Annotated in this window: 19 protein-coding genes and 1 pseudogene; 13 read left to right on the forward strand and 7 right to left on the reverse strand. The window is 51.1% G+C overall.

Going from position 1 to position 18,669, the window contains the following annotated elements; translation table 11 throughout:
* Positions 1–4 precede the first annotated feature (4 nt).
* Positions 5–97 carry an IS3 family transposase gene (locus tag KNP68_RS15350; protein ID WP_353048060.1) on the forward strand — a complete coding sequence of 31 codons (93 nt, stop codon included), beginning with the start codon at positions 5–7 and terminating at the stop codon, positions 95–97.
* Positions 98–160: 63 nt separating this feature from the next.
* Here the strand turns inward: KNP68_RS15350 and KNP68_RS14350 are convergent, their stop codons facing one another.
* From KNP68_RS14350 to KNP68_RS14370, 5 genes and pseudogenes are all read right to left on the reverse strand, one after another.
* Entirely contained in the window at positions 161–880 is a 720-nt protein-coding gene (locus KNP68_RS14350; RefSeq protein WP_029336161.1) for a peptidoglycan DD-metalloendopeptidase family protein, read from the reverse strand.
* 196 nt (positions 881–1,076) lie between these two features.
* Positions 1,077–2,052 (reverse strand): annotated as a pseudogene (locus KNP68_RS14355) (IS30 family transposase).
* Positions 2,053–2,169: 117 nt separating this feature from the next.
* The gene (locus KNP68_RS14360) at positions 2,170–4,584 is read right to left on the reverse strand and encodes a heavy metal translocating P-type ATPase (protein WP_214800014.1); all 2,415 of its coding nucleotides are present in this window, start codon (positions 4,582–4,584) and stop codon (positions 2,170–2,172) included.
* Positions 4,577–4,942, reverse strand: coding sequence for an ArsR/SmtB family transcription factor (locus KNP68_RS14365; RefSeq protein ID WP_029595499.1), 366 nt, complete (start codon positions 4,940–4,942; stop codon positions 4,577–4,579). Before KNP68_RS14365 ends, KNP68_RS14360 begins: the two co-directional genes overlap by 8 nt.
* A gap of 95 nt (positions 4,943–5,037) precedes the next feature.
* A complete protein-coding gene (locus KNP68_RS14370; protein ID WP_029595498.1) occupies positions 5,038–5,652 on the reverse strand; it encodes a CadD family cadmium resistance transporter in 615 nt (204 codons plus the stop codon).
* Positions 5,653–6,045: 393 nt separating this feature from the next.
* On the opposite strand from KNP68_RS14370, the gene KNP68_RS14375 reads away from it, so the two are divergent.
* From KNP68_RS14375 to KNP68_RS14425, 11 genes are all read left to right on the forward strand, one after another.
* Entirely contained in the window at positions 6,046–7,200 is a 1,155-nt protein-coding gene (locus tag KNP68_RS14375) for an ISL3 family transposase (RefSeq protein WP_214800016.1), read from the forward strand.
* A 158-nt stretch (positions 7,201–7,358) separates the two neighbouring features.
* Complete coding sequence (locus KNP68_RS14380) at positions 7,359–7,793, forward strand: hypothetical protein (protein ID WP_051627722.1); 435 nt, start codon at positions 7,359–7,361, stop codon at positions 7,791–7,793.
* 92 nt (positions 7,794–7,885) lie between these two features.
* Complete coding sequence (locus tag KNP68_RS14385; RefSeq protein ID WP_131472747.1) at positions 7,886–8,569, forward strand: hypothetical protein; 684 nt, start codon at positions 7,886–7,888, stop codon at positions 8,567–8,569.
* Between the two features lie 71 nt (positions 8,570–8,640).
* Positions 8,641–9,417, forward strand: a complete 777-nt coding sequence (locus KNP68_RS14390; protein ID WP_125318011.1) for a hypothetical protein — start codon at positions 8,641–8,643, stop codon at positions 9,415–9,417.
* A gap of 284 nt (positions 9,418–9,701) precedes the next feature.
* Entirely contained in the window at positions 9,702–10,349 is a 648-nt protein-coding gene (locus tag KNP68_RS14395; RefSeq protein WP_131472743.1) for a DUF2750 domain-containing protein, read from the forward strand.
* A 143-nt stretch (positions 10,350–10,492) separates the two neighbouring features.
* Positions 10,493–10,750 carry a hypothetical protein gene (locus tag KNP68_RS14400; RefSeq protein ID WP_029595493.1) on the forward strand — a complete coding sequence of 86 codons (258 nt, stop codon included), beginning with the start codon at positions 10,493–10,495 and terminating at the stop codon, positions 10,748–10,750.
* A gap of 92 nt (positions 10,751–10,842) precedes the next feature.
* A complete protein-coding gene (locus KNP68_RS14405; protein WP_131472741.1) occupies positions 10,843–11,352 on the forward strand; it encodes a GNAT family N-acetyltransferase in 510 nt (169 codons plus the stop codon).
* 43 nt (positions 11,353–11,395) lie between these two features.
* The gene (locus KNP68_RS14410; protein WP_034777574.1) at positions 11,396–11,878 is read left to right on the forward strand and encodes an SRPBCC family protein; all 483 of its coding nucleotides are present in this window, start codon (positions 11,396–11,398) and stop codon (positions 11,876–11,878) included.
* Positions 11,879–11,884: 6 nt separating this feature from the next.
* A complete protein-coding gene (locus KNP68_RS14415; protein WP_214800018.1) occupies positions 11,885–12,361 on the forward strand; it encodes a GNAT family N-acetyltransferase in 477 nt (158 codons plus the stop codon).
* 19 nt (positions 12,362–12,380) lie between these two features.
* Positions 12,381–13,361 (forward strand): Gfo/Idh/MocA family protein, encoded by a 981-nt coding sequence (locus KNP68_RS14420; protein ID WP_214800020.1) that lies wholly within the window; start codon positions 12,381–12,383, stop codon positions 13,359–13,361.
* Positions 13,362–13,422: 61 nt separating this feature from the next.
* Positions 13,423–13,788: a hypothetical protein gene (locus tag KNP68_RS14425; protein WP_214719616.1), complete on the forward strand. Its 366-nt coding sequence runs from the start codon at positions 13,423–13,425 to the stop codon at positions 13,786–13,788.
* Here KNP68_RS14425 and KNP68_RS14430 read toward each other — a convergent pair.
* Positions 13,782–14,327: an ATP-binding protein gene (locus KNP68_RS14430; RefSeq protein ID WP_214753362.1), complete on the reverse strand. Its 546-nt coding sequence runs from the start codon at positions 14,325–14,327 to the stop codon at positions 13,782–13,784. The genes KNP68_RS14425 and KNP68_RS14430 overlap by 7 nt on opposite strands.
* 218 nt (positions 14,328–14,545) lie before the next feature.
* Here KNP68_RS14430 and KNP68_RS14435 point away from each other — a divergent pair, with 218 nt between their 5' ends.
* Positions 14,546–15,112 carry a histidine phosphatase family protein gene (locus tag KNP68_RS14435; RefSeq protein WP_214753360.1) on the forward strand — a complete coding sequence of 189 codons (567 nt, stop codon included), beginning with the start codon at positions 14,546–14,548 and terminating at the stop codon, positions 15,110–15,112.
* Positions 15,113–15,271: 159 nt separating this feature from the next.
* Here KNP68_RS14435 and KNP68_RS14440 read toward each other — a convergent pair whose 3' ends face one another.
* Positions 15,272–18,652, reverse strand: coding sequence for a dynamin family protein (locus KNP68_RS14440; RefSeq protein ID WP_214761715.1), 3,381 nt, complete (start codon positions 18,650–18,652; stop codon positions 15,272–15,274).
* Between the last annotated feature and the right edge of the window lie 17 nt (positions 18,653–18,669).

Consider the following 18,669-nt stretch of genomic DNA (forward strand, 5'->3'; position numbering starts at 1 on the left):
GCGGGTGAATAATTACTTAACTTACTACAACGAAGAACGTATCCAAGAAAAATTAGGCTACCTCACACCGATAAAATATGGTGTGGCGGTAGCCTAATCAAGGTATTTTTATTAGTGTCTCATACAGCTAGGTCAGTCTAATCTTTTCTTTTTTTTTAGGTTACAAATAGTTCATTGGGTTGACACTATTCGCTGCAGAATAACTGCTGTATTTATAACTGTTTTTATGAATCTCAAAGTGCAAATGATTTCCGAACGAGTTTCCTGTATTCCCAACTGTTCCAATCTTCATACCTTTAGAGACTGTCTGACCATTTTTTACCGAAAGGCTGTTCATATGAGCATAAACGGTTACGTATTTTTGATTCTGTAGACTATGTGAAATCATAACGTGTTTACCGTATGCACCGCTGTTTTTAGATGTAATGACTTTTCCACTGGCAGAAGCGTAGACGGGTGTGCCTTTTGCTGCAGCTAGATCAACGCCATTATGGAATGTATAACCGTAAGCACCATTAGAGTTTCCGTATCCTTGGGTCAGCCGACCTTCTGTAGGAGAAGCAAAAAGAGAGTTATTATATGATGTTTTTTTGGCAACGTGGCTCTTATATTTTTTTAGGTAAGAACTATAGATATACCGTGTGTTTCCTTTGTAAAGGACTTTTGTCCAAGCTCCTTTTTTTCCTAAATAAGAAAAGGTCTGCCCAGTGTTAGTGATGCCGACAATTTTGTGATTGAGAGAAGGACCAGTCCGAACACGAAGATCGTCTGTCTTCACTTTTACGTTATATGCACTACTTGCTTCGACTTTTGGACTATGCATCGAAAAAGTTGTTGTGAGTAAGACACTAGAAGCGATAAGTATTACCTTGTTTTTCATTAGTTGTACTCCTTTAAAGATAAAGATACAGTGACGAACGATTTGTTAAAAGGAGTATAGCATCACTATATTACAAAAAAGTATATCAAATTCATTTCAAAAATTGACAAGAGATTTAATCAAAAAATGCATAGTTTTTTCACAAACGGATTTTATGATAAAAATTAAACACATTTCTTTTTTATAAGACGGTTTGTCAAATTAAGCGCAACACTTCCTCGGTGAAGGCCTCGTGTGCGGTTTTCCAGTCCAGGCACTTTCTCGGTCGCCCGTTGATCTTGGCCAGCGCATCCGCGAGTTCACCGTCACCGACCTGCGCGAAGTCCGTTCCTTTCGGGAAGAACTCGCGGAGGAGCCCGTTGGCGTTCTCGTTGCTCCCCCGTTGCCACGATGAGTTACGGGTCGGCGAAATACATCGGCACGCCGAGCGACGCCTGGATGCGCTCGTGACCGCTGAACTCCTTGCCCCGGTCCGTCGTCGCCGTCTCGAACGTGCCTTCCGGGAAGGCACCGTGCACCGCATGGATCGCCCCCTCCATCGAGGCCGCGGTGCGGTCCGCGATTGGCAGGGCGAGATAGAACCGGCTCTTCCGCTCGATGAACGTCGCGACGCACGCCTTCGATTTCCCACGTCCGGAGACGACGGTGTCGAGCTCCCAATGCCCGAATGTCCGGCGACCCCTGACCTCTGGAGGTCGTTTCGAGATGGGGAGACCGACGTTGATGCGACCGCGCGTCTCGGTCGGCTTTTGACGTTTCCCCTTCTGGCGGAGCACGGTCACGGGCACGTCGATCCGTCCCGCATAGATCCAGCGGTAGATGGTGGAGAAGGCAATTTTTCCTGCGTAGAGGCGGCCGACGATCTGTTCTGGTGACCAGGTCGCACGCAGCTTCTCGACGATCGTCCGGCGCATCGTGTCGTCGAGCTTCGTCTTGACGCCGCAATGGGTTTTCGCCTTCTCGTAGCGTTTCTGCGCACGTCCTGACTCGTAGCCGGGGTTCCGTCTGATCTCCCGCGAGACGGTCGAGGGCTGTCGCCCGATCCGTCTCGCGATGGACCGGATGGACATCCCGAGCTCCAGATAGGTCTCTATTTTCACGCGCACCGTTGTGGTAAGATGGGTGTAGCTCTTAGCGATTCCTCCGTCTGAATGTTTGTGTCGTAACTTCATTCTAAACGAGGCCATCGCTGTGGGCTTTTTTTTGCGTTCACGTTCAGATGTTGCACTTAATTTTATAATTCATCATAAAAAAGGGGTTTCCAGATAATCGGAAACCCCTTTTGCTTTTTATTCTTTCACTCGCATCAGCCGTAAACTGTTTAACGCGACTAGAAGGGTAGCGCCCATATCCGACATGATGGCGATCCACAGGGTCAGCCAACCCGGAATGACCAATAGCAGTGCAATCACTTTGATGCCGATGGCGAACGTAATGTTCGCTTTGATGATATTCAGGGATTTCCGGCTCAATTTCACCGTGAATGGCAGCTTGCTCAAATCGTCGCCCATCAAAGCGACATCCGCCGTTTCCAAAGCGGTATCCGTTCCGGCTCCGCCCATGGCAATCCCGACCGTAGAAGCGGCGAGTGCCGGCGCGTCGTTCACGCCGTCTCCAATCATCGCCACCTTGCCGTACTCGGCCCGTAAGCGTTTGATGACATTCAATTTGTCCTCCGGCATCAGCTCGGCCTGGATTTCGGTGACGCCGACCTCTCGGCCGATGGCCTGACCGGTCGCTTTGTTGTCACCCGTCAGCATGATCGTCTTCTTGATGCCCATGTCGTGCAGCTTCTGGATGACTTCCTTGCTGGAGTCCCGGACTTCATCGGCCACGGCGATGACCGCCAGGATGTTTTGTTCCGTTCCGATGATCATGGCCGTCTTGCCCTGATTTTGAAGAGCTGTGACATTTTGTTCCAAGTTCTTATCCGCACTTGCGGCGCCCAACTCGGTAAAGAGGGTCGGGCTGCCGATGTAGTACGTGATTCCTTCTACGGTTCCTTTAATCCCTTTGCCCGTAATGGAAGAGAAGTCCTCGACCAAGACCGAAGAATATGAAATGTTCTCTGCGTCCGCTTTTTTCATGATGGCGGAGGCAAGGGGGTGCTGCGAGCGGTACTCCAGCGCAGTCACGATGGAAAGCAGCTCTTTTTCGTTTACTTGCTTGTTCATGACTTCAAAATCCGTTACGACGGGAACCCCTTTGGTCAGGGTGCCGGTCTTGTCAAATGCGATGGCCTTCAGCGCACCCATTTCCTCCAAGTACACGCCGCCTTTGATCAGCACGCCTTTTTTCGCGGCATTCCCGATGGCGGACACGATTGAAATCGGCGTCGAAATGACCAATGCACACGGACAGCCTACTACGAGCACAGCCAGTCCTTGATAGACCCAGGTTTCCCAGCTGGCATCAAACAGAATGGGAGGAACGATGGCTACAAGCGCAGCAACGACCATGATAATCGGTGTATAATATTTGGCAAATTTATCGACAAACGCCTGCGAAGGAGCCCGTTCGCCTTGTGCTTCCTCAACCAGGTGGATGATTTTCGCAATGGTTGTGTCTTCAACCAACTTCGTGACTTTGACTTCGAGCAAGCCTTCTTCATTCAGCGTGCCCGCGAAGACGTCATCGTTCACCGTTTTGGCGACCGGCACGGATTCCCCGGTGATGGCCGCCTGATTGACCGCCGAATACCCGTTGGTCACCGTGCCGTCCATCGCAATCTTCTGTCCCGGTCTGACAATCATGGTGTCGCCCACCACAATGTCGTCTACCGAAATTAACTGTTCTTGGCCATTCCGCCGGACCAGTGCCTCTTTCGGAGCGATGTCCATCAACGAACGGATGGATTGTCTCGCCCGGTCCATGGAATAGCGTTCCAGTGCTTCACTGATCGCAAAGAGGATGACCACGATAGACGCTTCCGCCCATTCGCCGATAAAAGCCGCCCCGATGACGGCAACGGTCATGAGGGTTTTCATGTCGAAATCCAGGCGTATTAAATTCTGGAAACCGACTTTGAAGAGCGAGTACCCACCAATGACAATCGCCGCCACAAACAGGAGCGACGTCATCAGGTTGTCTTCGCCATTGACGAACTGGGAAATGTAGCCGAACACGATCAAGAGGGTGGAGTAGAGCAAGGTGCTGTGCTTTTGGTAGAACGGCACTTTCTTCTCTGTTCGAGCTGGCGCTTTTTCGGTTCCGGTATTCGTGATAGCTGGACGTCCTGTAATTTCAGGCGCCACCTTCAAGTTTTCAAACGCACCGGCTTTCTCCAATTCGTCGATGGTCGCTGCCCCGTAAACGGAAATTTTTGAAGCCCCGAAGTTCACTTTGGCATCTTGGACACCGGGGATCTGCTTGACGTTGTTCTCAAACTTCCCGGCGCAGTTCGCGCATGTAAAGCCTTCGACCCGGAAGACATTTTTGTCTTCGACGGTCACTTCAGGAGCCGCCTGGCGTTTCGGTTTTTCCGGTGCGACCTTCAAATTCTCGAAAGCGCCGGCTTTTTCCAGTTCCTCGACCGTCGCCTCGCCGTAGACCGCAATTTTCGAAGCCCCAAAGTTCACTTTGGCATCCTGGACACCGGGAATCTGTTTGACGTTCTTCTCGAATTTCCCGGCGCAATTCGCACACGAAAAGCCCTCAACCCGGTAGACCGTTTTGTCTTCTGTTTCCTTCGTTTTTTCAACCAACGGAAACAACCTCCTTCTGATGGATGAAGGCCACTTGCACCAAGTGTTTCACATGCGCGTCATCCAGTGAGTAGTAGACCAACTTGCCTTCCTTGCTGTATTTCGCCAACCCCATATTATTCAGTAGTCGCAGGTGGTAGGAGGCGGTTGCGGTAGATGAACCGATGATATTCGCAACGTCACACACACACAGTTTGTCCTCCAGCGATAAGGCGTAGGCGATCTTGATACGCGTATCGTCCGACAACGCCTTGAAGATCTTCGCCACTTCCAATGGATTTTGTTCAGACAGTTGCTGCTGGACTCGTTCCACCTTTTCTTCATCTACACAGACCACATCACAAATCTCTTTTGCCATTTTCATTCACTCCTTTTTCTCACTTCTGTTTACTCATTCGTTTTTTCAAGTAAGTGATTTTCTTCTATATAAAACAAAGAGTGCAAAGAATCACTTCAACTCACCAATCCCCAAAGGAATCGGAAAGTCCCATTCTCCGCCATAATCAAGATGCCGAGCCCGATGAAGACAATCGGCACAATCCACCGTTCCCAATTTTCTATCGTTTCAGAAATCGTTTTAACGGCTGCCAACCGGTAACTGAGGTAACACAAGACGGCGACCAGGATGGCAAAGACAACCAGCATCACCACAGTTTCACTTGGATTCAAGGTTGAAAAGTAGGGTATGTAGACGCCAATGTTGTCGCCGCCAGCCGCCAGGGTAATGACTGTAATGGTGACAAACAAGCGATTGGGGTTTCCGGAAGACAAACGGGACAGGAGATTCTCTTCGTCGTCCTCGTCTTCTTCTCGCTTCCAGACCCGGATGCCCAGGTAAATCGGAATGAGCCCTAGCAAGCCCACCCAGTGGGACGGCACAAGCGTCAGGCTGTACGCAGCCAACAGGCTGACGCCCACCAAGATGGCTGTTCCTAGGTATTGTCCGATGACAATGGATTTTAACTGGCCTTTTTTCATCGTTTGTGAAAACAGGATCAGCAAAATAATGACGTAATCAATGCTGGTCGCCACATAAGCGGCAACCGCGGTAAAAATCGTGGTTAACAGCACCCTCATCTCCTTTACGGATATCCTAGTGTGAAGTGATACCCTCTGATAGTTATACATTCAAACAAACGTTTGATTAATGCAAGTGTACAAAGATTTCGCTAGATTGTCAATTATATATTCAAATGATTGTTTTAATGTTTGGGCATGCTTGTTAGAATGAACAGGGAGCGACAAGTGGCAAGGCAAATTGAAATTTAGTATGGCCAATGCCTGCATGTCTTGTTAAGCATTCTATCTTTAGAAGAGCTAAAAATGGTATAGAAGAGGCTCATCACCATAAGGCGTGGTTGACGCATAACATCCATCAGATTTTGAATTGAACATAGAAAAAAAGCGAAAACCCCGGTATCGTAATTGTTGCCTAGACAAACCACGATTGGAGTTTTCGCTTTGTCCCAACAGTTTATCAAATTACTTCTTCCACTTCCAGACCTTTTTCAGATCCAGATGTCTTCAGACGAAGAACCGAACGTTTTCCCGGTCATCCCGGATCGACACGACATCCCTTGCCCGCTTTGCCAGAGAAAGACAGTCCTGCATTCGAAAAGGCGACGTCGCTTCCGACACGGTCACGCATGGAACGTCGGTATACTTTGGATTGAGCTGGATATCCCACGTCAAAGATGCTTCTCTTGTGATTTGACGTTCGTGTATGACTACGGTCTCGGGCTCGTCCGCACCTCCACCGAGGTGTTCCGGAAAGGCATCGCAGAACGTTGCCACGGTAGGACAATCTCAGATGTAGCGCGTGAATACGGATTACCTTACACGACGGTGGAACGATTGTTTTATCGGTACGCCTCAGTAGAGACAGAGAAGCATACGACAGACGTCCTCATCGACGAGTTCGCCACACGAAAAGGACATCACTATGCGACAATCGCCCTCGATGCGGAGAGTGGTCGGCTCCTGTCCATTGTCCCGGGAAGGGACGTCACGGCCATCACGGCTGCACTCCAAGGCATAGCCGGAGACATCCGTTCTGTCGTCAGTGACTTTGCACCGACAATGGCGAAGGCCGTCGCACATGTCTTCCCGGATGCGAAACATGTGCTGGATCGTTTCCATCTCATCCAGTTCTTCACGGACGCCCTTCGCCGTCGGCGTCGTTTTTTGAACGAGGTGAAACGTCACCATCATGTCCGTGTGATTGACCGTGCTCTCGCCTGTCGTCCGGAGACGCTGTCCCCCGAAGACCGGGAGGTCGCCGATTCTTGCCTTCGGGAAGATCCGTTCACCCGGGACCTCTATCAAGGACTTCAACATATTCGATATGTGCTGAAGGCCACGTGCCATGGACAGGCGAAACGTCGACTGACCGATTGGTTGGATCGTTATCAGTCCCATCCTTGCGGGCCTCTGGCGAAGATCGCGAAATCGATCCAGAACCGAGAGAAAGCGATGCGTCGAACAATCGTGTCCAGTCTATCGAACGGAAAGATGGAAGGAACGAACAACAAAATCAAGCTTATCAAACGCCGTGGTTATGGCTACCGAAACCTCGAACGTTTCTTTTTGAGATTACGCTTCGAGCTTGGTCGTTAAAATAGCAACCACGTGTTATGGTGATGAGCCAATGATTATAGCGTGTGATAGTTGCGGAAACAAATCGAGGATTCTTCGTTCCATCGCGCTAGGTTTTAAACGGAAATGAATGAAAAAAAGAGCGTTGATGAATCATCAAGGAAGGGGCAAGCGTTCAAATGAGCCTGAAAAAACAACTACACAAGGCGATCCTCTCAAATGACCGAGCGACCGTTCAACGTCTAGTGAAGCCGCTCGCTCACGAAGTGGTGTTAGATACATTTCTTGAAGTTGCGTTTGATACGGATGATTTAGCGGTCTACGAAATCGTATGCGATCAGATTCAAGTTGAGCAGACTGCGGATTGGGAAGAGGCTGCGTCGCTTCTCATGAGCCAACCGTTCTGTCACCATCCTCATGCCTATGAACGGGCCTACGAACATGCGAAACGTGCTGTCGTGCTTGATTCTAGTCGCATAGATCTAAAGGAATACTTGCTCTTTTTCAATGCGATTCCCGACAAATTAATGACGGATGATGAAGCGAACGAATTAGCGACCGAGATTCTAAAGCTGCGGCCAACAAGTCAGGTCGCTAAGATGCATCTTCTGTAAAACGATGACTAGAGTCGTGCTGAATGATTATTCCAAGTGGAAACGTCCAATGATACAATGTGATGTAAGTCATCCCTAGAGGAGGCGACAACATGCGTTGGATGATTCGGCTTGGTTTGACCGCAGTGCTGACAGTAGGAACGGTCTTTATTGGACTTCGTCTCATCAGCTTGTTGATGGAATGGTGGTATGAGCCTCCGACCTCGGGGTTAAAGTTGCGACCGACACCGGCAGAATCTGAGTATTTGATGGAGTCGTCCGAAGGAAAGATGAGGATACCGAAAGAAGAAGAACAGTCTCGTCTGAAACTGGACTATTTGGATTATACGATTGATTCTGTGACTACCGTCATCGAACGAGGCGATGGCCTCTTCTATTGGGTGTTGATACTAGCCTGTGTATTGCTTAGCGTACTGATTTTTGCCGCTAACATTCGTTTTCAGCACCGCAAGCGAGCTGACGAAACAGCTTCGTTCACGACGCGGACGTTCTCGCGTCATTCAGTCCCGAGCTCGATGACGAGTGTCGAAGAACCGGCTTGGACCGGTGTGACGATTCGAGACGCGCTCATCACGTTCAATCAGGCGTTACCGCCGGCGAAGAAATGGTTGCCGACAGAAACGGTTTTAGAGTGGGCACGGCGCATCGAATTGACGGACATCGATTTCAAGCCATATTTGGAAGAGCGCTATGGAATGACAGATTCGGTGACACCGAAAGAAGTTGACCGCTTCCGCAGAAGGCTCGAGCAGTATCAAGACCGTCTAGCTCGTTGAGTAAACGTATAAACGATTCATCGTGTTTGATTGAACAACAAGATAGCGGTGAATATGGGAGGTGAAACTGGATGAAACTGCAGATTGAGAGGATATTTATAACCGATGAATCAAGAGTATTTGATGCCGATTTATCAGGTGGTGAAGTGATTGTTCTGGTGGATCAGGATGGCCCGGTCGTCTATTGGAATGAGCGGACGATACGACTGCCGTTTCATTTGAGTTCGCCATTCATCCGTCTCCTTGATTCAGAAACGTTTCTCGTCGTCGATGTGACGCACGAAGGTACACCCGGCAATGTCTGGGTCATCGATGGACGAGGGTCGATACTTCATTCGTTCCATGCGGGCAACGCCATCGGAGCGGTCGCCGTCAACGACACGGGGGTTTGGATCGGCTATGCCGATGAAGGGGTGTTCGGGGAAGGGATATCCACCGAGGCACTCGTCTGTTTCTCGAGGACAGGTGAAGTGTTACAACGCTATCAGTCAGATTTTGTACGTCCACCGACCATTGTCGACTGCGAATTGTTGCAAGCAAATCGAACCGGGGTCTGGCTCTGTCCGTCGATTTGGTATGACTTGATTCATGTTGATTCAACCGGTCGACTCAACAAGTATAAGACGCCGAAGCGACTTCACGACAGTTCGGCGCTGACGATTCAAGGACAGGTCGGCTACTTCGTAAAAGACGGGTTGTTGTACAAGTGGCCGTTCGGTGCACGCAAACGCCCTGACGTTGTAGCTGAGTTTTCGGGAACTGCTAGAGGGTTAGCCGAGGACGGACGGTTCCACTTCATTCAAATCGGTGATTATGAAGTGAGCGGCGTTCAGCTCGTTAACGAGTGATGACGCGTATAGGTAGTCGGTGAATCGACTAAGAAGTTACAACTTACAACCGAATGATTTCTCGTGACGATGGACCTTGTCTATAGGTCCTTTTTTACGTTTTACAAACGTTTGGCGCAACAGAATCGTGATCATTATTGAATCAACTTGTCGGAATCAATTCCCTCTTTTTTGTAAATTCAGTATACTCATGTTATTGATGTTAGAAAGAAGGCGATGAGATGAGGCTTGATACGAATCTTTCAGGAATTTCGGTCGAAACGATTGAACAGGTAGAGTAACAAGTGGGGTCACGCTTCCCGGACGGCTTACGTGACGCATGGGGTCATGAGAACAAGTTCGAACTTGGGGATTGGTTCTTTTATCCGATCAAGGACGAGCGGTTTTTCAATAAGACATGGGATGACGTCATTCGAGCCAACGAATTGAAACAAGAGGAGTTACCGCATGGGTTCGTGACGCTTGCGACGAACGGATCCGGTGATGAGCTCGGTTTTTTGAAAGACGACCGGGAGACGATTTACGCCTGGTGGCACGAGATAAATGACCTCGAGGTGGCGGCGCATTCGTTTGAGGCGTTCGTCGAAGTGACGCAGGCGGAAAGCGACGTGCTCGAGACATTTTGCGAACGAGTCGAGAAGAATGGACTCGTCTTCGGATTATCTGCGGAGCAAGACGAGGGGTGGGCGTACGCACCATCGCACGTCGAAGACACAGACGTCCTGTTATTCTTTTCGTCACGAGAGCTTGCGCTCGCGTGCCGGGTTAAAGAATGGGCCGACTATCATGTGATCGAGTTGCCGGTCGAGCTATTCCTTGAACGCTGGTTGCCGAACATGTCGGATGATGAGCTGCTGTGCGGCCTCGATTGGTCGAGCGAGCTGGTAGGGTTGGAATATGACCCAGAAACCATTCTAGAGTATTTTGAATAATTTTATTTCAAATACCGCATGTGATATCTTTTTTAAAAAATATAGCAACGAATATGATAAATTCTTTTTCTAAAAACGCAATCATATCGACAGAATTACTAGCGCTCATCGTGGAAAGCGACGTGGGAGAGGAGAACACATCTTTGAATGATTATAACGTAGGGAATATCTTTGAGCTGTATTCAGGCAACGAGACCCTCTCGGTGGAGCAACAGGCGATGATGGATCCCATCGACGCCTACGTTGAGGCAAACCAGTTCAAACAGCTTGAACATTACCTTCAACAAACCCGAGGCATCGAGCAGATGTTGATTGATCATGTGATGATGGACCCGACCGATAACAGCCGATGGGACATGCTCATCGGGTATGAGTTGATTGATACCATCCACAATCGCTGAGCTGCTCGGTCTAAGCATGGACCACGACGAGTATAAAAAATACGAGCGGATCATCAATAAAAGATAGTCACCCTAAAGAACGGAGCATTGGAATGAACACAATCGCATTAGCCAAACCATCAGATTTAACTGCAATTGAACAACTGTATCTCGCTTGTAAAGACGATTTGCTCACCCGACAGATTTTTCAATGGGACGACACGTATCCGAACCGCGCCTATTTTGAGGAATGTATCAAAGACGATTTTGTCTATATCATGAAACACGGTGAGGAGTTGCTCGGAGTCGTTGTACTCGATCAATGGCAGTCGCACGAATGGGAGGCGATCGACTGGCGTCACGACCATCCGCTCGTCATCCATTCCTTGATGGTGCACCCGGAGCGGCAAGGTCAAGGCATCGGAAAAGCCATGTTGCATGCCTCGGAACAGTTGGCGAAAGCGGAAGGTTACACCAGCATCCGGCTCGACAGCTTCTCAGGAAATGAGGCAGCCTGCAGCTTTTACAAACGACACGGCTACATGGAACGTGGAAGCGTCCATTTCGATTCGAAACCGAAAGGGCATGAACGGTATGTCTGTTTTGAAAAAGAACTTGTCTAACGTAATGAAAAAAAGAATGTCGATCGATGAAGGAGGATTTGATGTGAAACAACTCGAAGTGGCTACATATACGATGACAATCGACGCACCGATTGACCACACGTTCGCTTGTCTCGCAGAAGACGAACATATCATCAAATGGAACGACCATTTGATCGAAAATATTTATGAGGACGGTGACGCCTCACTCGTGACGGGAAAACGGTTCATCTCGGTCCAACAGTTCGAGAAAAAAGAGATTCGGGTCGAATCCGAGTTGACCCATGTCAATCGTCCTCACGAATGCGAGGTGCAGGCGGTGACGAATCAAGGGGTGTCGATTGCGACGTATACGTTGAGCGAGACAACGGACGGGACGGATGTGACGATTCGGATTTCACTCATCCCTTCATCCTGGCTATATGCCCTATATGTGAAGGCGTTCAAATGGGCGATTCGCCTGATTTACGATGAACAGTTTAAACAGTTCCGCATCTACACCGAGGCGAGTGCATCAAAACCGTCACTTGCCCGAGAGGCGGAGTGATTTGCGATGATTGAACCGATTACCTCCTCGACGCGTGACGCGGTCCGTGCATTCTTTATCGATGCCTGGGGCACACCTGAGATGGTGATCTCGACCGGGACGTATGATTGCGCCACGCTTGACGGGTTTGTCTGGTCGGAAACGAACGTCATCATCGGCCTCGTCACGTATGTCATTCGGGAAGACGAGATTGAGATCATCTCGCTCGACAGCCTCCAGGAGAAGCGTGGCATCGGCTCGGCGCTCCTCGATGAAGTGGAGAGAGTGGCCAAGCAACATCAGCTCGAACGGCTGTCGCTCATCACGACGAACGACAATCTGGGAGCGCTCGCATTTTACCAACGCCGAGGCTGGCGCTTCGCACGGATCATCCCGGGTGCGGTCGATGCGGCCAGGCTACATAAACCGTCGATTCCCGTCATCGGGGAGCACCGTATCCCGCTCCATGACGAAATCATGCTTATCAAAGCCATCACAACTTAAAGAAAAGAGGGATTTTCCTATGATTCGATTTGGTATCATCGGCACGAACTTTATCACCCGTTCTTTCATTGAAGCGACCCATGAAGTCGAAGGCGCATCCGTGTCCGCCGTCTATTCCCGGACAGACGAGCGCGCGAAAACGTTCGCTGAAGAATTTGATATTCCACATACGTTCACCTCGCTCGAGGAGATGGCGTCCAGTGAATTGATTGATGCGGTCTATATCGCGAGCCCGAACTCGCTCCATGCCGAGCAGAGCCTGCTGTTCATGCGTCACGGCAAGCACGTCCTCTGTGAGAAGCCGTTCGCCTCGAACGTCGAGGAAGTCAGACAGATGCTTGAGATGGCACGCGAACAGGACGTCGTCTTGCTCGAGGCGCTCCGCAACCTGTTCATGCCGAACTTCGATGTGTTGCGTCAAGAACTCCATCGGGTCGGCCACGTCCGGCGTGTCATCTTGAACAAGTCGCAATACTCGTCACGCTACGACTTGTATAAACGCGGAGACAATCCGAACACGTTCAATCCTGCCTTCTCGAACGGCTCACTGATGGACCTCGGCGTCTATTGCCTCGGCCCGGCCTTGAAACTGTTCGGTCGACCTGACGGCGTGCAAGCAAACGCGGTCAAGCTCGAGTCAGGTGTCGACGGCAGTGGTTCGGCCATCTTGTCGTATGACGGCATGGACATCATCGTGCTCCACTCGAAGATTCACGGAACGGACGCTCCGTCCGAAATCATCGGGGAAGCGGGGCGCATCGTGATTGACGATATCGGTTCGCTCGACCGCTTGACATTCGTTGGCCGAGACGGGGCGACCGTCGAACTCGGTTTAGAACAGGAAAGCCATATGACGTATGAGATTCAGACGTTCGTAAACATGATTGAAGCAGGGGAGCGGGAGACCGAGGTCCATTCGTTTGCCGATATGCTCACACTCGCGGACGTCATGACCGATATCCGGCAGCGCATCGACGTGCGGTACCCGGCTGACGCATAACAAAGAGCCTCGAGCACACATACTCGAGGCTCTTATTCTAAATAGAAGGTGAGGAACAATAATGAACGTACAAGAGATTTTAGAGGAGATTGAAAAGATATATTATTGGGATGCTCGTGTGCTCGGGTGTGATTGTCGGTACTACGGGGATGAAGTGTTAATCAAAATTGAAGAAGAAAATGAGAGTTATCATCACCAGATCGAATTTTTAGGATGTATCAAAGTGGACATCGTTGCTCCTTTGAACGACCGGGTGGCACCCATCAAAGAATTATCTAGATTACAGCTACCTTACTTTATGCACGATATCGCTGTCTCGAGTTACATGTTGGATGGGACCGAGGTGTTCGTCTGTAATCTGTTGTTCCCTCCCGCAAGCGCTGAAATTCATTTCACCAAAATCAGGATCGGGAAGGAATATCATTGATGCTGATTCTGTTTTAACACATCCATGACCATCGCGATTCGTTCCTCGGTCGAGTAGTCGCCTTCGATTCTTAGGATGGGACAAGCCAGTTCAGCCAGCCATTGTTCATGCGACGACTTACTTCTAACTTCTGTCCCGGCATGGTCGTAAAGGGCGGCCCAACTCAAAAACGCTTGTGATTGCTCGTATAGGCTACCGCCAGCGAGTGCTTCCGCACCATAGCGCTCGAGTTCCCGTTGTTGCAATCTGGCCAAGCGGACGTCAGGCGGAATCCATAAAAAGATAACCAAATCAAAATAGGGCATGAAACAGTCGCCCCAACCTGCGAGAGATCCTGATAGAATCCACCGTTCAGATTGTAGCAACTCTTCCTTGAGCATCTCGCGTCGTTCAGGGACAGGTCTCGGTTCGGTGAACTTGTTGATCCAGAAATAATCGTCCGTATCCAGATGAGTATGCGGCAGGACGTTCGCCAACGCGTGGCCAAGTGTTGACGTGCCGGAGCCCGAAGCGCCGAGTATGTGAATTCTGCTTCTCATGTTTGCCTCTCCCATCAACCTATATTTTTGCGGCTTACATCGTGAACTCCAACGGTATATTCTCACCGTTCCAACTTCGATGTTCGTCTTCATCGGAAAAAATATGTAGGCGTTATCCTCTTTTTGAGGAATATAATGAAGTCACGCTGGATAATTTTACAATAAGTTTCAGTGGAATAATAGTGAATGATGACATCCATAGAACGGGAGACGATGACATGACGACCTTATATTTCGTAAGACATGCACACTCTACATATACAGCCGATGAATGGACGAGACCCTTATCTGAAAAGGGAGAGAGAGACGTCCGTAACATCACGAACACCTTGAGTGAAGAAAAGATTGATCTCGTCGTTTCGAGTCCATATAAACGAGCTATTCAAACCGTCCAAGGGATTGCTGACCAGATTGGGACAGAAGTGCTACTCATGGACGATTTGCGGGAACGGATGTTGACGACAGAGCCGGCCGAGAATTTTACCTTGGCGATGACAAAAGTGTGGGAAAATCCTACATTTGCATGGGAAGGGGGCGAATCGAACGTTGTTGCTCAACAGCGGGTAGTCCGTGCGATCTTGTCACTACTCGACCAATACGAAGGAAAGCGAATCGCAATCGGTACGCATGGGAATATCATGGTGCTGATCCTCAATTATTTTGATGAACAGTATGGCTATATGTTCTGGAAAGAACTCGATATGCCGGACGTTTATAAAGTGACGTTTAACAAACATGAACTAGTGAGCGTTGAAAAGCTATGGGACCGTCAAGAAGCGGTTTGAAAGCCGTTCATGGCGTCATAAAAAAGGATGGGGCCGGTCTCGGTCCCATCCTTTTTAGTCTACTCTCTATTCAAATACAGGTGGCGAATAAACAAGCCGAGTGCGACCGTCATGATGACGGCCGGAATCAATCCGACGAGCAACAAGGAACCCATGCGTTTAGTCCTTTCTGAGCGCAGCGAGGCGCTGTGTCATGTCTTGGAACGATTGTCCGTCCGAGAGCACGCTCAGTTCGCCGGCGACGAGGTTGTTCACTTCACGGTCCCAGTCCTGGCTGAGTGTCTTCTCGAGCGCGGCAAGCTGCGTCGCCGTCCGTTCGACTTGATGACTTCCGACGCGCGCGAGTTGCTCGCGCACCGCCGTCTTCAACAGGGCGCTCAAGTCATCGCGCAGTTTCGTCCGGCCGTCGCCTTCGAAGAATTGGTTCGCGTTCTTATAGTGCTTCAGGACGGGACGGAACGGGGCCGCCTCGAACGCGACCGGGTCGACGGCGTCACGGAACCAATCGATGTCGATGTCGTCCTCAAACGACAGCGTCGGCAGGAGCGGACGCAGTTTTAGCGTCTCGCGCTCGATCAAGCGTTCCGTCTCCCGTTTCAAGAAGCGCTCGAGCCGATATTGGAACACTTGCAGCTCTTGATGGATGTCATACGCATACTTGTCGAGTGTCCGGCTGAGGGCGCGCTCGAGGCTCGCCTTCGATCCATCGACCTCGACCGGATGGAACGTCTCTTTGACGAAGTCCGACAGCCGGAGGAGCGAGCGGGTCTCGAGGTGGGCGAGCAACTCGTCCGTCTCGCGCTTGAACGGGTCTTCGAGCGTCGTGACGTTGAGACGATTGTCAGAAGTGCGTACTTGTTCGAGCTTGTCACGGCGGGCCGCCTTGACGCTCGCATCCGCTTCGGCCTCGCGGACGACGTCCTCGAACGCGGTGACGAGGGCATGTGCCTCATCTTTGATGCGGACCGCGTTCGCCTGACGCAAATCGTGGTCGACGAATTGCTCGAGCTTGACCGAGAATCGGTCGAACCCGGCGTCCGTGCCCTGGATGGCGTTCCGGCTCGAAATCGGTAGCACCGTCGGATGACGGACGCCAAGTTTCGTCAACTGGTTCGACACATAATCGCTGACGGCGAGCCGTTCCGCCTCATCCGCCGCCAAATCGGACGCGTTGACGAGGAAGAACATGTGATGGTCACCTGTCCCTTGGACGCGTCCGAGCTGGATGACGAGTTCTCGGTCGGCCTCGGTGAAGGCGTGATTGTAATACGTCACGAACAGGACGGCGTCGGCGTCACGCATATAACCGAACTGTACTTCGCTATGACGGTTGAACTGCGAGTCGGCACCTGGCGTGTCGACGAAGATGATGCCACGCTCGGCCCAAGGGGAGTCGATGGCGAGCTCGATCTCTTTGACGATACAGCTCTTCTCTTCCTCCGTGACGAATGAGCAGAACGTGTCATAGTCGACCGTCTCCTGGCTACCGAGATAGGACAGGGGAGCGTTCTTGAGAGCGTTGACGAACGGATGGTCGAGATGGAGTGCGTCGAGTGACGCCCCGTAACCGTTCAGCTCGGCCTCGAGTTCGGCACGTGTCTTGAACGTGATCAACGCACTCTTGTTGGCGCGGCCGTTCGGCGGCACGATTTTCGTGATCGACGCCGTCAGTGGGTTCGGTGACGTCGGGAGCACCGTCTCACCGAGCAACGCGTTCAATGTCGACGACTTGCCGGACGAGAACGCCCCAAAGATGGCGAGCGTGTATGTCTCGGATTCGGCCCGGGCCAATTTATGACGGAGCGACTTGACGCGTGACTTGAATAAGGGATGGTTCTCTAATATTTCACATACCGCATATTCATAAGAAAAATCAAACGACAAAGCGGTGATATCATCCACCAGAAGCGAGGTCGAGGCAACTTCTTGTTGCTGATGTTCGACTTGTTTCTGCGGTAATTGGTCGGCCGTGACGTAGTGACGGGTCTCAAGGTCCGTCAAACGCGAATCCGAGAGGTCACGTGTCGTGTAATGGGTGAGCTCGTCTCTCTGTTCGGCCAGCTGACGTTGTAGCGCCAACGTGTCGAGCATGTCATACAATTCGTCTTGCTCGGTCTCGATGGCATGGATTCGGTCTTTACCTTCGGCCTCAAGATACGTTTCGACGGACGTGACCCACGGTTCGGACACTTTCGTCACCCAAGAGGCGAGAGCCGACTCGATGTCGCGGCTGAATTGAAGCACCGTGTCACCGCTGAGCGATGCGCCGGACTTCACTTGGTCACTGATGAGCGCGCTCGGTGCAGTCGGTAACGTATCCGGACGGGACAAAATCGCCTCGGGCAGTTTCAAATCACGGACGATGTCTTCGGCGTACTTGATCAAGTGGGGGCGAAGGTTCGTATCGATCAATCGGTTGAACTCCTTGACAGCGATCTCTTCACGACGTAGCCGTTCCTGGCGCGTCTTGTCTTTTGAGAAGAACAGGCCGACCTTGAACTCCGGCGCACAACTCTCGAGATAGTCCCGCAACAGTTCACGGAACTCATAGTTCATGATCGGCGCGCTCGCGACGATCGGTGTCTGGTGTTTGAAGAACTCGCGACGGAACGCGGTGAGCCAGATCGCTTTCTTATCGAGGCGTTGCAGGCGGGCTTGAATCTCCGTCGGCTGCTTCTCGATGACCGGCAACTCGTCCAAGAGGGCGTCGTTCGCACGAGTGGACCGGGCGAGCAACGTATCGACGAGCAAGTCGGCGCGTGCTTCCGCATGTTCACGCGCGGCGTCGATGACGGTTTGGACGTACGTCCGGAGGCGTTCGACCTCATTTTCCGGGTGATCGAGCTCACGGAGCGAAATATAGAACATGTCGTCCGGATTGATCGCGTGACGGGTGAAGGCGGTCTCGAGCGAGCGTTTGAACGTGTGGAACGGAAGCTCTCCTTCATCGTGCTTATCGATTTGGTTGATGATGATCGAGTAGGGACGCCCCTCGGCGCTGAACTGTTTCATCAGTTTGATGTTTTGTTCGGACTGGACGTGATTGTAATCCATCATGAAGAACAGATGGTCGGCGAGGAAAAGCGAGCGTTCCGTCGCTTGACGGTGCCGTTCATCGGTCGAGTCAATCCCGGGCGTGTCCATGAGGACGACGTCGCTTCCGAATGGGAAGCGGGGCAGGGCGTACTCGACTTCTTTAATCTCTTCGATTTTGCAGTAGTCGCTCAAGCGGTCGAGTTCATCCGGCGCGAGTCGAATCCAATCTGTGTCGTTGACGGCGACCGATGCCCCGACGTCCCCCTGTCGAAGCGTCACGATGTTCGCACTCGTCGGAATCGGGCTCGTCGGCAACACGCCATCCCCGAGCCAATTGTTGAGGAGCGTCGACTTACCTGCTGAAAAGTGGCCACAGACGGCAATCCAAATCTCGTCACGTGTCACTTTTCGGAGTGCGGTCTTGGCGAGACGAGCCGACTCGGTCTCAGCTTGTGTGTCAAATACGTCGGTCAATTGCGCGAGGCGCATGCGTTGTTCGTTCATAAATCCCCATCCCCTAC

Origin of the sequence: Exiguobacterium sp. s50 (genome assembly GCF_018618175.1) — a bacterium.
Taxonomy (GTDB): Bacteria; Bacillota; Bacilli; order Exiguobacteriales; family Exiguobacteriaceae; genus Exiguobacterium; species Exiguobacterium chiriqhucha.

Bases quoted from the DNA above. Each gene is read 5' to 3' on its own strand.
- KNP68_RS14420 (WP_214800020.1), top strand. From the start codon at position 12,381: ATGATTCGATTTGGTATCATCGGCACGAACTTTATCACCCGTTCTTTC.
- KNP68_RS14380 (WP_051627722.1), top strand. From the start codon at position 7,359: ATGAGCCTGAAAAAACAACTACACAAGGCGATCCTCTCAAATGACCGA.
- KNP68_RS14405 (WP_131472741.1), top strand. From the start codon at position 10,843: ATGAACACAATCGCATTAGCCAAACCATCAGATTTAACTGCAATTGAA.
- KNP68_RS14430 (WP_214753362.1), bottom strand. From the start codon at position 14,327: ATGAGAAGCAGAATTCACATACTCGGCGCTTCGGGCTCCGGCACGTCA.
- KNP68_RS14415 (WP_214800018.1), top strand. From the start codon at position 11,885: ATGATTGAACCGATTACCTCCTCGACGCGTGACGCGGTCCGTGCATTC.
- KNP68_RS14425 (WP_214719616.1), top strand. From the start codon at position 13,423: ATGAACGTACAAGAGATTTTAGAGGAGATTGAAAAGATATATTATTGG.
- KNP68_RS14365 (WP_029595499.1), bottom strand. From the start codon at position 4,942: ATGGCAAAAGAGATTTGTGATGTGGTCTGTGTAGATGAAGAAAAGGTG.
- KNP68_RS14440 (WP_214761715.1), bottom strand. From the start codon at position 18,652: ATGAACGAACAACGCATGCGCCTCGCGCAATTGACCGACGTATTTGAC.
- KNP68_RS14385 (WP_131472747.1), top strand. From the start codon at position 7,886: ATGCGTTGGATGATTCGGCTTGGTTTGACCGCAGTGCTGACAGTAGGA.
- KNP68_RS14435 (WP_214753360.1), top strand. From the start codon at position 14,546: ATGACGACCTTATATTTCGTAAGACATGCACACTCTACATATACAGCC.
- KNP68_RS14390 (WP_125318011.1), top strand. From the start codon at position 8,641: ATGAAACTGCAGATTGAGAGGATATTTATAACCGATGAATCAAGAGTA.
- KNP68_RS14350 (WP_029336161.1), bottom strand. From the start codon at position 880: ATGAAAAACAAGGTAATACTTATCGCTTCTAGTGTCTTACTCACAACA.